Below are 12,372 nucleotides of genomic sequence, written 5' to 3'. Positions count from 1 at the left end.
TCAATCCCCAGCCGGGCGTGTCGTCGCCTCGATACAGTTGAGGACGATCTTCGATCAACCGACCCACGAGAGAGAAACCCCGTGAGCCATCACCGAACCTCCCCCGACCAGGAGGGCCGATCTTCGAGCCCCCTCGTTTCGAGAGGGGGTGAAATCTGATGCTGGCTGCGGTCCTGACTCTTCTGTTGGGCGTCATCGTGACTCTGGCGATCATCGTCGCCTGCGGCTTCTTCGTCGCGCAGGAGTTCGCGTACATGTCGGTCGACCGTTCGCGCATGGCGGCGCTGGCGGAGAAGGGCGACGCGCAGGCCAAGCGCGTGCTCGCCATCACGAAGCGCACGTCGTTCATGCTCTCCGGCGCGCAGTTGGGCATCACGGTGACCGGTCTGTTGATCGGTTACGTCGCCGAACCGCTCATCGGTGTATCGCTGGGCACGCTGCTCGGCGGCGTGGGTATCGACCCGGGCGTCTCGATCCTCATCGGCACCGTCGGTGCCCTACTGCTCGCCACCGTCGTGACGATGATCTTCGGAGAGCTCTATCCGAAGAACCTCGCGATCGCGAGCCCCGAGCCGTTGGCGCGCGCCCTCGCCGTCCCGACGCGCATCTACCTCCTGCTCTTCGGGTGGCTCATCACCGTCTTCGATGTCGCGGCCAACGCGCTCCTGCGTCTGCTGCGCATCGAACCTCTCGAGGACGTCGACGAGAGCGCGACGGCACGCGACCTCGAGGCGATCATCGAGGAGTCCCGCCAGAGCGGTGACCTCCCCGACGATCTGTCGATCATCATCGACCGCATCCTCGACTTCCCCCAGCGCGACGTAGAGCACGCCATGATCCCGCGCTCGCAGATCGACTCGGTGACCCCCGAGACGACGGTCGGTGAGGTGCGTGCCCTCATGGCATCCGGACACACGCGCTACCCCGTCATCGGCGACGAGGACTCCCCCGTCGGCGTCGTCGAGTTGATCGACCTGCTGCGCGAGCAGCCGGCGGACGACGCCCTCGTGTCGACGGTCATGCGGCCCGCCGTCGTCCTCCCGACCTCGATGATGCTGCCGGTCGCCCTCGACCGCATGCGCAAGACCCGCAACGAGCTCGCGTGCGTGGTCGACGAGTACGGCAACTTCGACGGCATCCTGACGATCGAAGACCTCACCGAAGAGGTGATCGGCGAGCTCTCCGACGAGCACGATATCGAGACGTCCGAGGTCGCCGTCGTGGGCGACGACGCGTGGAACGTGCCCGGAGATCTGCACCTCGACGAGCTCGAGCGCGTGATCGGCCACGACCTGGCCGAGACGGACGCCGAGACTGCTGCGGGTCTGGTCATCGAGACCCACGGCGACCTCCCCGCGATCGGCGCGGTGGTGCGCGTCGACCTGCCCGAGAAACCGTCCGAAACGGTTCAGGGCCTCGAGATCGAGCGCTGGCTGACCGTGGAGGTCGTCGAGGTCGACCGGCACGTGCCCTCGCAGCTCGCGGTCCGCCTGCATGAGGTGGATCGGGATGCCGAGCCCGCCGACGAAGCGCCGAGCGTCGATGAGGAGGTGGCCCGATGAACGGCTGGATCGTCGCCCTCATCACGGCACTGCTGATCATCGCGAGTGCGTTCTTCGTGATCGTGGAGTTCGCGCTGCTCGCCGCGCGCCGCCACCGACTGGAGGAGGAGGCCGCCACGAGCGCCTCCGCCCGCGCGGCCCTTCGTGGCGTCAACGAGCTCACCGTCATGCTCGCGTTCGCGCAGCTCGGCATCACGGCCTGCACCTTCCTGCTCGGGGCGATCACGAAGCCGGCGATCGACTACGCCCTCGCCCCGGTGTTCGAGGCCTGGGGTCTCCCCTACGTCCTCGCCGACATCATCGCGTTCATGCTCGCGCTGATCGTCGTCACGTTCCTTCACCTCGTGATCGGCGAGATGGCCCCGAAGTCGTGGGCGATCGCGCATCCCGAGACCGCGGCGAAGGCCACCGGCATCCTGGCCCGTGCCCTCACCTGGCCACTGCGACCGTTCCTCCTGTGGATCAACCACATCGCGAACCGCCTGGTGAAGGCGTCGGGTGTCGAGCCGGTCGACAAGGCGGCCGCGGGCGGTCAGGACGCCGACACGATCCGCGAGCTCGTCGCGCATTCGCGCCAGGCCGGCACGCTCGAAGAGCAGTACTCGGAGCCGATCGCGCAGGCGATCGCGCTCGGCACCCTGACGGTGGGCGACATCGTCCGGACGGACCGCTCCCCCACGAGTGTGCCGACGGATGCCACGGTCACCGACATCCAGGCGGTCGCGGCCGCGTCGACGCACCTGCGGATCCTCGTCGGTGCGGGAGCGTCTTCGCGGGTCGCCCACGTGCGAGACACGCTGACCGTCGATCCCGCGACCCCGGCGCTCGACATCGCGCGAGAGCCGCTCGTGCTGGAGCCGGAGGCCTCGGCGTACGATGCGCTGGCGCGGATGCGTCGCGGCCGGGTGCAGCTGGCCACCGTCGTCGACGGCGACCGGCTCGTGGGGGTCGTCACGCTCGACGACCTTTTGCGCGAGATCCTGCCGGGGCCCGGCGAACTCGTCGACGTCACGCGGTGATCGTTTGCGAAGGCCCCGTTCTCACATGCGTGCGAGCGGGGCCTTCGCCGTGTGTCGGCGGCGACCGGGAATCCAGCAGCGCACCTCGTCGCGATACCGGCGGTAGTCGTCTCCGAAGCTCGCCTCGAGGTCGGCCTCCTCGTGGGGTCGGATCGCGTAGTTCCAGACCAGGGACCCCGCCAGCGCGTAGACCACGACGAGCCACGACTGCAGGATGAGCCCGACACCGACGCCCTGAGCGATTCCCGCGAGAGCCATCGGGTTGCGCACCCACCGGTAGGGACCGGCGATCACGAGACGATTCGGCATCGCGGACGGCAGCGGCGTTCCGTCGCCCTTCACCGTGATCGCGGCGGCCGACGCGAGGCCGAGGGCGCTGGCGGCGAGCACCACTGCGGCACCGACCAGGGTCACCCACGCGGGCACGGGGGCCGCGAGACCCCACCTCTTCTCGAGGACCCAGATCACGAGGGGGAATACGACGAGGAACAGCCCCCAGAACACGACGATCTGAGCGGTCGTGGCGACGACGTGGGCGATCGGCGTCCGGCGCAGGCGTGCTCGGCGAAAGGCGAACGGTCCGACGAGCAGCCAGTTCGTGGGAACGCGTCCGAGCCAGAGCAGGAACAGTGCGAGGACCGAGCACGTGGCGGCGGCGACCATCGCGACCACTCCCCACCCGGCCAGACCCGTGACGGTGGCGTACACGGCGAGGGCCGAGGTCACGAGCAGTGTCCACGCGGTCGCGACGAGAGCGGCGATGCGGCCCGCGCGGCCGGGGAGGACCGCGAGCGCGGATGCCACGACGAACAGGGGGACGTCGAGCATCGCGACGAGCGCGGGGTCGAGGTCGCCGAGGGTCGCGGTGCGGACGAACGGAACGGCGAAGACGAAGACCCACCATGACGCGCCGGCGAGCGCCTGCGCGGCGAAGTACAGCCGGCCGAGGGCGATGGGGCGAGAAGCGGTGGTGTCCATCTCGACCGAGAGTATCTCGCGCGCTCCGCCCTACGCGGCGGGGTCGCTCAGGGCGACACCCGCCTCGACGACGACCGTCCGCACCTCGGCGAGGTAGCGCTGGGCCTGCTCGGTCAGGGGAATGGCCGTGCGACCGATCCAGCCGATCTCGATCTTCTCGTCGACGTCGAGGGGCACCGCGACGATCTCGGGGTCGAGGTCGTCGCTGATGATGCCCGTTGAGATCGTGTAGCCGTCGAGGCCGATCATGAGGTTGAAGATCGTGGCGCGATCCGAGACGCGGATCTCCTGGGCGCTCGAGAGCGTCGAGAGGATCTCCTCGGCGAAGTAGAACGAGTTGTTGGCGCCCTGGTCGAACGTCAGACGGGGCAGGGCCACGAGGTCGTCGAGGGTCGCCCGCTCACGCGACGCGAGCGGGTTCCGCCGCGACACGAAGATGTGTGGGTCGGCGACGAAGAGCGGGTGGAACGCCAGTCCCGAGTCGCGCAGCAGCTTGTCGATGACGTTGCGGTTGAAGTCGTTGCGGAACAGGATGCCGAGCTCGCTGCGCAGCGTCCGGACGTCTTCGATGATGTCCCAGGTCCGCGTCTCTCGGAGCGAGAACTCGTACTCGGCGGCATCCGTCGCTCGCACCATCCGCACGAAGGCGTCGACGACGAACGAGTAGTGCTGCGCCGACACGCCCAGGAGACGGCGCGACGGAGGCCGGCCCAGGTAGCGCTGTTCGAGCAGCTCCGCCTGCTCGACGACCTGACGGGCGTACCCCAGGAACTCCACGCCGTCATTGGTGAGCGTGACTCCGCGGGCCGAGCGCGCGAGGAGGTCCCGCCCGACGCGACTCTCGAGGTCGCGCATCGCGGCCGACATCGTCGGCTGCGCGACGTAGAGCAGGTCGGCCGCCGCACTGATCGACCCTTCGGCGGCGACCTCGATGAAGTACTGGAGCTGCTGCAGCGTGATGCCGCTCGGACGACGGGCCATAGCTTGAGGCTATACCAACGCATAGTTGCGTGGAATTACCCGATGCCTGATCCGTGCGAGCACCATGAGGGAGCGGCATCCGACCCCTTCTGATTGGCACGTCATGACGAACGACATCACGTTCAGCATCACCACCACCCGTTTCGACGAGGACTACGCCCCGGCGGAGAACTCGCGCGTCACGACCAACTTCGCGAACCTCGCTCGCGGCGAGGGTCGCCGACAGAACCTGCGAAACGCCCTGTCGATGATGGATCGCCGACTCAACGAGCTGCTGTCCGCCGACGCCCGGTATCGCGTCGAACTCGACATCGTGTCGGTGCAACTCGCGTTCGCCGACGGCGCCGACGACGAGGAGTTCCCCGTCATCGAAGTCCTCGACGTCCATATCGTCGACACCGAGACCGGCGAGCGGCACCAGGGCATCGTCGGCAACAACTTCTCGTCGTACCTCCGCGATTACGACTTCAGCGTGGTCCTCCCGGCCGCCAAGGCGGCTGCGGGCGCGTTCACGGTGCCCGACGACTTCGGCGACCTCCACGGCAAGCTCTTCCAGTACTTCCTCGACTCCTCGGCGTACCGCGAGCGGTTCCCGTCCTCGCCGGTGATCTGCATCAGCGTCTCGACCAGCCGCACGTACCACCGCACCGGCGTCGTGCACCCCGTGCTCGGCGTCGAGTACGAACAGGACGCGTTCTCGCTCACCGACGAGTACTTCGCGAAGATGGGCCTTCAGGTGCGGTACTTCATGCCGCGCGGCAGCGTCGCTCCCCTCGCGTTCTATTTCCGTGGTGACCTGCTCGCCGATTACACCGACCTGCAGTTGGCGGGCACGATCGCCACGATGGAGACCTTCCAGAAGATCTACCGTCCCGAGATCTACAACGCCGTCATCCCCGCCGGTGAGGTGTACCGCCCGACCCTCGACCAGCCCGACTTCGTGCGCACCGGCATCGACTACGACCGCGAGGAGCGCAGCCAGCTCGCCGTGGTGCAGGGACGCTACGCCGAGGAGCACTTCGTGAAGCCGCACCGCGCCGCTCTCGACGCATGGGCTGCGAACTTCGGGGCGGTGCTGCGATGACCTCGGCTCTTCTGCCCACCGCTCTCGTCGGCAGCCTCCCCAAGCCCGCGTGGCTCGCGCGGCCCGAGGTCCTCTGGGCGCCGTGGGAGCTCGACGGCCCCGAGCTCGTCGAGGGGAAGCACGACGCCCTCCGCGCCGCCGTCCACGAACAGGAGCGCCGCGGCATCGACATCGTCAGCGACGGCGAGCAGACGCGCCAGCACTTCGTGACGACGTTCATCGAGCACCTCGACGGCGTCGACTTCGAGAACCGCGAGACCGTCCGCATCCGGAATCGTTACGACGCGAGCGTTCCGACGGTCGTCGGAGCGGTCAGCCGGCGTCAGCCGGTGTTCGTTCAGGATGCCGCTTTCCTCCGCGCTCAGACCGACCGACCGATCAAATGGGCCCTTCCCGGACCCATGACGATGATCGACACGCTCTACGACCGTCACTACCGCAGCCGCGAGAAGCTCGCGTGGGAGTTCGCGACGATCCTCAACCAGGAGGCGCGTGAGCTCGAAGCAGCGGGGGTCGACATCATCCAGTTCGACGAGCCGGCCTTCAACGTGTTCTTCGACGAGATGAAGGACTGGGGCGTCGCGGCCCTCGAACGCGCCGCCGAAGGGCTGCGCGCCGAGACCGTCGTGCACATCTGCTACGGCTACGGCATCAAGGCGAATAACGACTGGAAGGCGACGCTCGGCTCCGAATGGCGTCAGTACGAGGAGTCGTTCCCCCTCCTGCAGCGATCCACGATCGACGCTGTCTCGCTCGAGAGCCACCACTCCCACGTGCCGATCGACCTCATCGAGTTGATCCGCGGAAAGAAGGTCATGCTCGGCGCCATCGACGTCTCCACCGAGACGATCGAGACGCCCGAGGAGGTCGCCGAGACGCTGCGTCGAGCCTTGCAGTTCGTCGACGCCGACAAGCTCATCCCCTCGACCAACTGCGGTATGGCTCCGCTCCCGCGTCGCGTGGCGCTCGAGAAGATGAGCGCACTGTCGGCGGGTGCCGCTCTCGTGCGCGACGAGGTGTCGGCGCCGGCGCTGGTCTGACGCGCGACGTCGGGTGACGGCGGGAGGGCCGGGGACGAGAGGCGGAGGGATGCCGGGTCCCCGGCCCTCCGTTCGTCCCGGGCCCTCCGCTCGTCACGTCGGCGACCCCTGCGTGAGGGGAATGGTAGGGCGGGTGGGACTTGAACCCACGATCGTCGGGTTATGAGCCCGCTGCCTTGACCAGCTTGGCCACCGCCCCCAGCGACGACGAGCCTACCGGCATCCGTTGTTTCTCGCCGACGGGTCGGTGCGGTCGATCCTCGAAACCTGCACCCACCGGAGACAGGTGCCGGGGTCAGTGGACGCGCGGCTGCTTCGGCTTGCCGTCGGCGGTCACCTGCGGGTGATGCTTGGTCAGCTGGATCACGCCCCACGTGGCGATCGCGCCGGCGATGACGAAGCCGATGAGCGCCCACGCGGGGGCCGTCGAGGCCTCGCCGAGCACGAGCAGGCCGATGAGCACGGCCACGATCGGGTCGATCACGGTGAGGCCCGCGATCACGAGGTCGGGCGGCCCGACCGAGTACGCCGTCTGCACGAAGTACGCGCCGACCGCGACCGCGGCGAGCAGAGCGACCAGGCACAGGAGGGTCAGCCACTCGAAGTCGCCGGCCTGGGCGCGGCTGATGACGACTTTCGCGAGAGTGGCGACGAAGCCGTAGATCACGCCCGCGGCCATGATGTAGAACAGCGCCTGCGCCTTGCGGCGGACGAGGATCCAGAAGACGCCGAAGACGATCACGACCACGGCCAGGATGCCGAGGATGATGAGCAGTTCGCGCTCGGTGACGACGTGCTCGGTCGCGAAGAACGCGGCGATCGTCACGAAGATGAAGATGCCGCCGACGCACGCGGCGATCGCGATGAGCGATTGACGGGTGGGCTTGTGCCGGGTGACCCGCGCGTTCAGCACCGTCGTGATGACGAGCGCGATCGCCCCGAGCGGTTGAACCAGGATCAGCGGCGCGACCGAGAGGGCCGCGAGCTGGCACACGATCGCCAGACCGAGCATGACCGTGCCCGCCACCCAGGACGGACGCGTGAGGAGCGAGGTCAGCTGCTTGCGCGAGAGTCCCCCGGTGGTCTTTCCCGAGAGGCGCTCGACCTTCTGCACTCCGCGGTGCTGGTACTGCGCCCCGAAGGACATGAACACCGCCCCGAGAAGGGCCAGGGGGATGCCGAGGAGGATGCGGGGGTCGCGGAAGACACCGACGAGTTGGTCGATTCCGTCGCTGAGGGAGACATCGAGCGGGATCACCCTCCGACGATAGCCGCCGCCTCCGCGATTAGGCTGGTGACGTGGCCGTTCTCCCGATTCGCATCATGGGTGATCCCGTGCTGCACGCTCCCGCCGCCCGCGTCGACGAGATCACCGAAGAGGTGCGCACCCTCGTCGCCGACATGTTCGAGACGATGGATGCCGCCCCCGGCGTCGGTCTCGCCGCACCCCAGGTGGGAGTGGGCCTGCGCATCTTCACGTACACCTACGAAGACGACGAGGGCCTGCCGTGGCGGGGCGTCGTGATCAACCCGGAGCTGTGGATCCGTCCGCTCGAGCCGGGGTATCCCGATCCCGACGACGAATCTGAGGGGTGCCTGTCGTTCCCCGGTGAGCGCTTCCCCCTCCGCCGCTCCGACGCCGCGCTGCTCACGGGCGTCGACCTCGACGGGCAGCCCGTGCGCATCGAGGTCACCGGTTGGCGTGCGCGCATCCTCCAGCACGAGTTCGATCACCTCGACGGCATCCTGTACGTCGATCGCCTCGACGACGAGGACAGCCGGGTCGTCGCCAAGATCGCCAAAAAGCGCAAGTGGGGCAAGCCCGGCGCGTCGTGGATGCCCGGGGTCGACGACATCGACGCGTAAGGCGTCGACGCGTGAGGCGTCGGCCTGTGAGGGCTGTCAGGCCTCGATGATGTTCGGTGCGAACCGGCAGTAGTAGTCGGTGATCGGCCCGTCGGATTCGCGGATGCCGACCCCGAACGCCTCGTCGCTCACGACCCACGACCCGAGCACGGGGTGGTTACTCCCGTTCGACCCGGGGAAGTCGGGCAGCTCGTGGTACTGCTGCCACACGCGCTCGCGCCCGGTCCCTTCGCGGCGGTACTCCTGCCCGTTCGTGACCACGCTGCCGTCGGCGCGGTGGACCCGGATGCCATCGCCCTCGCGGCCGAAGACGGGTTTGACGACGTAGTCGGTCATGCCGTTCGGCCCGTCGGCGTACGCCGGCAGCAGGTTCGGGTGATCGGGGTAGAGGCGCCACAGAGCGACGAGCAGCAGCTTGTTCGAGAGGAACATCTTCCACGCGGGCTCGAACCAGCGTCCGAACAGCCCTCGTCCGGCGATGAGCAGCGCTCCGAACTCCTGGTCGCCGACGACGCGGTCGTCGCCCGAGACCACGTCCTCCCACGGGTAGAGCTTGAAGAGGTTGCGGATCACCGGGTACTGCGTGCCCGGAGCGTCGCCGGGCAGCGCGTTGACGCTGCGCGACGAGCCCCACGGTTCCGGCACGCCCACGAACTGGCGCGCGCCGTGGTGCCATCCGATGTCTTTCATCTCGATACCGGTGTGCTCCCAGCCGGCCTCACCCGCGAGGTCGCGCATGTAAGCGACGGTGTCCCAGTCCTCGCCGTAGATGTCGGCATCCGAGTGCGCGACGAACAGGCGCCCGCCCTCTCCCTCGCTGAGCGATCGGTGCAGCAGAACGCGCCAACGCTCGACGAGTGCCTCGTGAAGCCCGTTCCACTGGTCGGTGTCGGCGGGCAGGGCACCGCTCTTGATGCGATCCTGCAGCCAGAACCACTGCGTCAGCGACGCTTCGATCAGCCCGGTGGGGGTGTCGGCGTTGTACTCGAGCATCTTCGCCGGAGAGCCGTCTCCCGCGTACGCGAGGTCGAATCGCGCGTACACGTCGGGCTCGTCCTGCTCGAGCGACCACTGCGCGAACTCGAAGGCTTCCGGGGTGAGCCCCAGGTGCCCCATCTCTCCGGATGCCATGTACCGGGCGGCCTCGCGGCTCATGCGATGCAGCTCTTCGGTCTGCTTCTCGAGCGCTTCGACCTCGGGGAGGGTGAACACGTACGCCGCGCCGTCGTTCCAGTACTCGACGGCGGACCCGTCATCGCGCAGCGATCTCGAGTAGATCAGGCCGGACTGCTTGATGGTGCGCTCCCAGTCGGGCCGCGGCGCCAGTTCGATACGGCGCATCAGCCGCCGTGGCTTCCGTCGGATCCCGATCCGCCGAACCCGCCGCGCGAGACGCTGGCGCCGTCGCCGGAGATGCCCTTCGCCGCGGTCTTCCCGGACGGCAGCGCGTCGGTGCCCCCGGTCGCGGGTTGACCGACGGCGGGCACGTTCCGCCCGCTGGAACCCAGCGGCAGGTAGTACCAGTGGGCCGTTCCGCCGTGGTTGTTGCAGTCGTCGTCGGGGAGGCGCTTCTCGGTCGCGTTGTCGCGGCAGATCTGGGCGTAGTCCTCCGAGACGTTGGTGCCCTGACCGCACCCGGTGAGAGATGCGGCGAGGGCCGCGACGACCCCGATCGTCACGCTGCGGGACGCGCGGCGGCGTGCGGTGGGCGGCATCGGAACTCCTTCGTGGACGCCACGGAGCCGCGTCCTCGCCGATGCTCTCACACCCGCGACGACCCGAGGGTCAGCCGTGGCGGGTTGCGAAGGAGTGCAGGTCGAGTTCTTCACTGAGCACCTCGCTCGCGCGGTGTCCGCGCACGCTCGTGCCTTGAGCGTCGAGGGGCGGGCTGACGACCGCCGCACCGAGGCGGCCGGGTGCCGACAGGACGATCGCCCCCGACACGCTGGACTTCGCCGGGATGCCGACGGCTCGCATCCATCGACCGGAACCGTCGTAGACACCGCACGTCGCCATCACCGAGACGACGTCGCGTGCGACCCGCTCGGGGATGACGCGGTCGCCGGTGCACGGATTGACGCCGCCGAGCGCGAGCGTGGCGCCCATGACCGCCAGGGTCGCGGCATCCACGAGGGTCGCGCACGCGCGCGCATAGACCGCGACGGCGTCGTCGGCGGACACCGCGAGCGTGCCCTCCGCACGCATGAGGTGCGCGAGGGCGTGGTTGCGATCGCCGAGCAGGTGCTCGTTGTGCGCGACGTCCTCGTCGACGTCGAGCTCACGGCCCGCGAAGGCGGCGAGTCCGCGCGCGATGCGGCCGGCGCGCTCGTCGGGATCGCCGCCCTCGACGAGGGACGCGGTCAGCAGCGCGCCCGCGTTCACCATCGGGTTCGGGGGTCGACCGGTTCCGCTCTCGAGTTTGATCGCGTCGAAGGACTCCCCCGTCGGTTCGATGCCGACCCGGTCGAGGGCGTCGCCGTCGGTGTCTGCCAGGGCCAGAGCGAAGAGGAACGGCTTTACCGCGGATTGGATGCTGAACGGCACGTCAGCGTCGCGACTGCGTCGCACGGTGCCGTCCGGAAGGGCGATGGCGAGCGCGCAGAGGTCGGGATCGGCGGCCGCGAGTTGGGGGATGCTGTCGTCCACGTCTCCCCCGCGCTCGGGGAGAAGCCGTGTTCGCAGTGCGTCGAGGTCGTAGCGGGCGGGGTCGGGTGCGGGGGTCACTCCCCCAGCCTCGCAGGCATCCCCGCCCCGCGGGTCGCGTGTGAGCCGCGACGTGCGGACAAAAGGTAAGGCCCGGGGTGGAAGCCCGGGCCTAGGGTGAGAGCCACGCTAGATGGGCGTGGGTCTCTCGCTCCCCGGCTTGGACTCGAACCAAGAACCTATCGGTTAACAGCCGATTGCTCTGCCAATTGAGCTACCGAGGAATATGCGCGCCTTGCGGCGGGCAACCACACGATACTAACAGCACCGCGGGGTAGTCGAAAAATCAGGCCGTCGAAACGCGTCGGTCGGGCGCGCCGCCCGGGGTCCACTGCAGCTCGTCCGAGCCATGACCGAAAGCGACGGCGTGCCCGCCGTGCAGAACCAGGACGTCGGCATCGAGGTCGGTGGGCGCATCGGCATCGTTCGTCACGACGAGCGACGCCATGCCGCGCTCGTCGCGTCGGCGCACGATCGACGCGCGAGCGGCCGCGCGCACCTCGACGTCGAGGTTGGCGTAGAGGTCGTCGGCCACGAAGAGGCGTGGCTCGAGGACGAACGCCCGGGCCAGGGCCACGCGCTGACGCATGCCCGCGCTGAGCTCGTAGGGATACTTCGGTGCCGTGCCGAGCGGGAGCTCCATTTCGTCGAGGAGCGTGGCGACGCGCACGGCGAGCGCGCGGCTGTTGACGCGCCGGTCGCGGCTCGTGATCGGCTCGGCGATGACATCTTGCACGGTCAAGCGCGAGGGCAACGACGCGCCGGCACCCTGCGGCAGGTAGCCGGTGTGGAAGGTCCACTCGCGGTGCGCGCGACCCGGACGCCGGGCCGAGATGCCGTGGACGAACGCCTCTCCCCCGACGACGGTGAGCCCTTCGTCGGGGCGGCCCGCGAGCATCGACACGAGAGAGGTCTTGCCGGATCCCGTCGCGCCTCGCACGACGAGCGTCTGCGCGAAGGGCAGCTTCAGAGTGATGCCGTCGATCACCCGAGTGCCCCCACGGGCGAGCGAGAGATCGTCGGCGCGGATGGCGACGTCGGTGTCGAGAGTCCGGGGCATTCCCTCATCCTCCCTGAAGAGCCGCGCGGGCGCATCGGGCTTCCCTCCCGACACGCCGGTGCGGTAGCGCGTGCCGTCG

The 12,372-nt window shown here is 68.8% G+C and carries 12 protein-coding genes and 2 tRNA genes; 5 read left to right on the top strand and 9 right to left on the bottom strand.

Annotation, left to right across the window (positions count from 1 at the left end):
- The first annotated feature begins 158 nt into the window (after positions 1–158).
- Positions 159–1,562, top strand: a complete 1,404-nt coding sequence (locus ACMW4R_RS13705; RefSeq protein WP_058614455.1) for a hemolysin family protein — start codon at positions 159–161, stop codon at positions 1,560–1,562.
- Positions 1,559–2,581 (top strand): CNNM domain-containing protein, encoded by a 1,023-nt coding sequence (locus ACMW4R_RS13700; RefSeq protein ID WP_418300163.1) that lies wholly within the window; start codon positions 1,559–1,561, stop codon positions 2,579–2,581. The genes ACMW4R_RS13705 and ACMW4R_RS13700 overlap by 4 nt, the downstream gene beginning before the upstream one ends.
- A gap of 21 nt (positions 2,582–2,602) precedes the next feature.
- Here ACMW4R_RS13700 and ACMW4R_RS13695 read toward each other — a convergent pair whose 3' ends face one another.
- Both ACMW4R_RS13695 and ACMW4R_RS13690 read right to left on the bottom strand, forming a co-directional pair.
- Positions 2,603–3,559: a methyltransferase family protein gene (locus ACMW4R_RS13695; RefSeq protein ID WP_418300162.1), complete on the bottom strand. Its 957-nt coding sequence runs from the start codon at positions 3,557–3,559 to the stop codon at positions 2,603–2,605.
- Positions 3,560–3,589: 30 nt separating this feature from the next.
- Positions 3,590–4,540: a LysR family transcriptional regulator gene (locus ACMW4R_RS13690; RefSeq protein ID WP_058614453.1), complete on the bottom strand. Its 951-nt coding sequence runs from the start codon at positions 4,538–4,540 to the stop codon at positions 3,590–3,592.
- Between the two features lie 103 nt (positions 4,541–4,643).
- Between ACMW4R_RS13690 and ACMW4R_RS13685 the strand changes: the two genes are divergently transcribed.
- Positions 4,644–5,624, top strand: a complete 981-nt coding sequence (locus tag ACMW4R_RS13685; protein WP_058626992.1) for a putative oxygenase MesX — start codon at positions 4,644–4,646, stop codon at positions 5,622–5,624.
- Complete coding sequence (locus tag ACMW4R_RS13680) at positions 5,621–6,664, top strand: methionine synthase (RefSeq protein WP_418300161.1); 1,044 nt, start codon at positions 5,621–5,623, stop codon at positions 6,662–6,664. The genes ACMW4R_RS13685 and ACMW4R_RS13680 overlap by 4 nt, the downstream gene beginning before the upstream one ends.
- A 122-nt stretch (positions 6,665–6,786) precedes the next feature.
- Here the strand turns inward: ACMW4R_RS13680 and ACMW4R_RS13675 are convergent.
- Positions 6,787–6,863 (bottom strand) — tRNA-Ile (locus ACMW4R_RS13675).
- A gap of 96 nt (positions 6,864–6,959) precedes the next feature.
- Positions 6,960–7,922, bottom strand: a complete 963-nt coding sequence (locus ACMW4R_RS13670) for a DMT family transporter (protein WP_241492183.1) — start codon at positions 7,920–7,922, stop codon at positions 6,960–6,962.
- A gap of 41 nt (positions 7,923–7,963) precedes the next feature.
- Here ACMW4R_RS13670 and def point away from each other — a divergent pair, with 41 nt between their 5' ends.
- Positions 7,964–8,530 carry a peptide deformylase gene (def, locus tag ACMW4R_RS13665; RefSeq protein WP_081317250.1) on the top strand — a complete coding sequence of 189 codons (567 nt, stop codon included), beginning with the start codon at positions 7,964–7,966 and terminating at the stop codon, positions 8,528–8,530.
- A gap of 36 nt (positions 8,531–8,566) precedes the next feature.
- On the opposite strand, the gene ACMW4R_RS13660 is transcribed toward def, so the two are convergent.
- The 5 genes from ACMW4R_RS13660 to ACMW4R_RS13640 form a co-directional block, all read right to left on the bottom strand.
- Positions 8,567–9,871: a glutathionylspermidine synthase family protein gene (locus ACMW4R_RS13660; RefSeq protein ID WP_058595612.1), complete on the bottom strand. Its 1,305-nt coding sequence runs from the start codon at positions 9,869–9,871 to the stop codon at positions 8,567–8,569.
- Complete coding sequence (locus tag ACMW4R_RS13655; RefSeq protein ID WP_058595611.1) at positions 9,871–10,245, bottom strand: hypothetical protein; 375 nt, start codon at positions 10,243–10,245, stop codon at positions 9,871–9,873. Before ACMW4R_RS13655 ends, ACMW4R_RS13660 begins: the two co-directional genes overlap by 1 nt.
- A 70-nt stretch (positions 10,246–10,315) precedes the next feature.
- Positions 10,316–11,254 carry a glutaminase A gene (gene glsA / locus ACMW4R_RS13650; protein ID WP_418300160.1) on the bottom strand — a complete coding sequence of 313 codons (939 nt, stop codon included), beginning with the start codon at positions 11,252–11,254 and terminating at the stop codon, positions 10,316–10,318.
- Positions 11,255–11,384: 130 nt separating this feature from the next.
- A tRNA-Asn gene (locus ACMW4R_RS13645) sits at positions 11,385–11,457 on the bottom strand.
- Between the two features lie 62 nt (positions 11,458–11,519).
- The gene (locus ACMW4R_RS13640; RefSeq protein ID WP_418300159.1) at positions 11,520–12,293 is read right to left on the bottom strand and encodes an ATP-binding cassette domain-containing protein; all 774 of its coding nucleotides are present in this window, start codon (positions 12,291–12,293) and stop codon (positions 11,520–11,522) included.
- Positions 12,294–12,372 lie beyond the last annotated feature (79 nt).

The sequence above is a fragment of the Microbacterium sp. S1037 genome (assembly GCF_048381605.1).
Taxonomy (GTDB): domain Bacteria; phylum Actinomycetota; class Actinomycetes; order Actinomycetales; family Microbacteriaceae; genus Microbacterium; species Microbacterium testaceum_B.
This window is presented reverse-complemented; position numbering and strand designations above follow the sequence as displayed.

Bases quoted from the DNA above. Each gene is read 5' to 3' on its own strand.
- ACMW4R_RS13660 (WP_058595612.1), bottom strand. From the start codon at position 9,871: ATGCGCCGTATCGAACTGGCGCCGCGGCCCGACTGGGAGCGCACCATC.
- ACMW4R_RS13680 (WP_418300161.1), top strand. From the start codon at position 5,621: ATGACCTCGGCTCTTCTGCCCACCGCTCTCGTCGGCAGCCTCCCCAAG.
- ACMW4R_RS13700 (WP_418300163.1), top strand. From the start codon at position 1,559: ATGAACGGCTGGATCGTCGCCCTCATCACGGCACTGCTGATCATCGCG.
- ACMW4R_RS13690 (WP_058614453.1), bottom strand. From the start codon at position 4,540: ATGGCCCGTCGTCCGAGCGGCATCACGCTGCAGCAGCTCCAGTACTTC.
- ACMW4R_RS13640 (WP_418300159.1), bottom strand. From the start codon at position 12,293: ATGCCCCGGACTCTCGACACCGACGTCGCCATCCGCGCCGACGATCTC.
- ACMW4R_RS13705 (WP_058614455.1), top strand. From the start codon at position 159: ATGCTGGCTGCGGTCCTGACTCTTCTGTTGGGCGTCATCGTGACTCTG.
- ACMW4R_RS13655 (WP_058595611.1), bottom strand. From the start codon at position 10,245: ATGCCGCCCACCGCACGCCGCCGCGCGTCCCGCAGCGTGACGATCGGG.
- ACMW4R_RS13685 (WP_058626992.1), top strand. From the start codon at position 4,644: ATGACGAACGACATCACGTTCAGCATCACCACCACCCGTTTCGACGAG.
- ACMW4R_RS13695 (WP_418300162.1), bottom strand. From the start codon at position 3,559: ATGGACACCACCGCTTCTCGCCCCATCGCCCTCGGCCGGCTGTACTTC.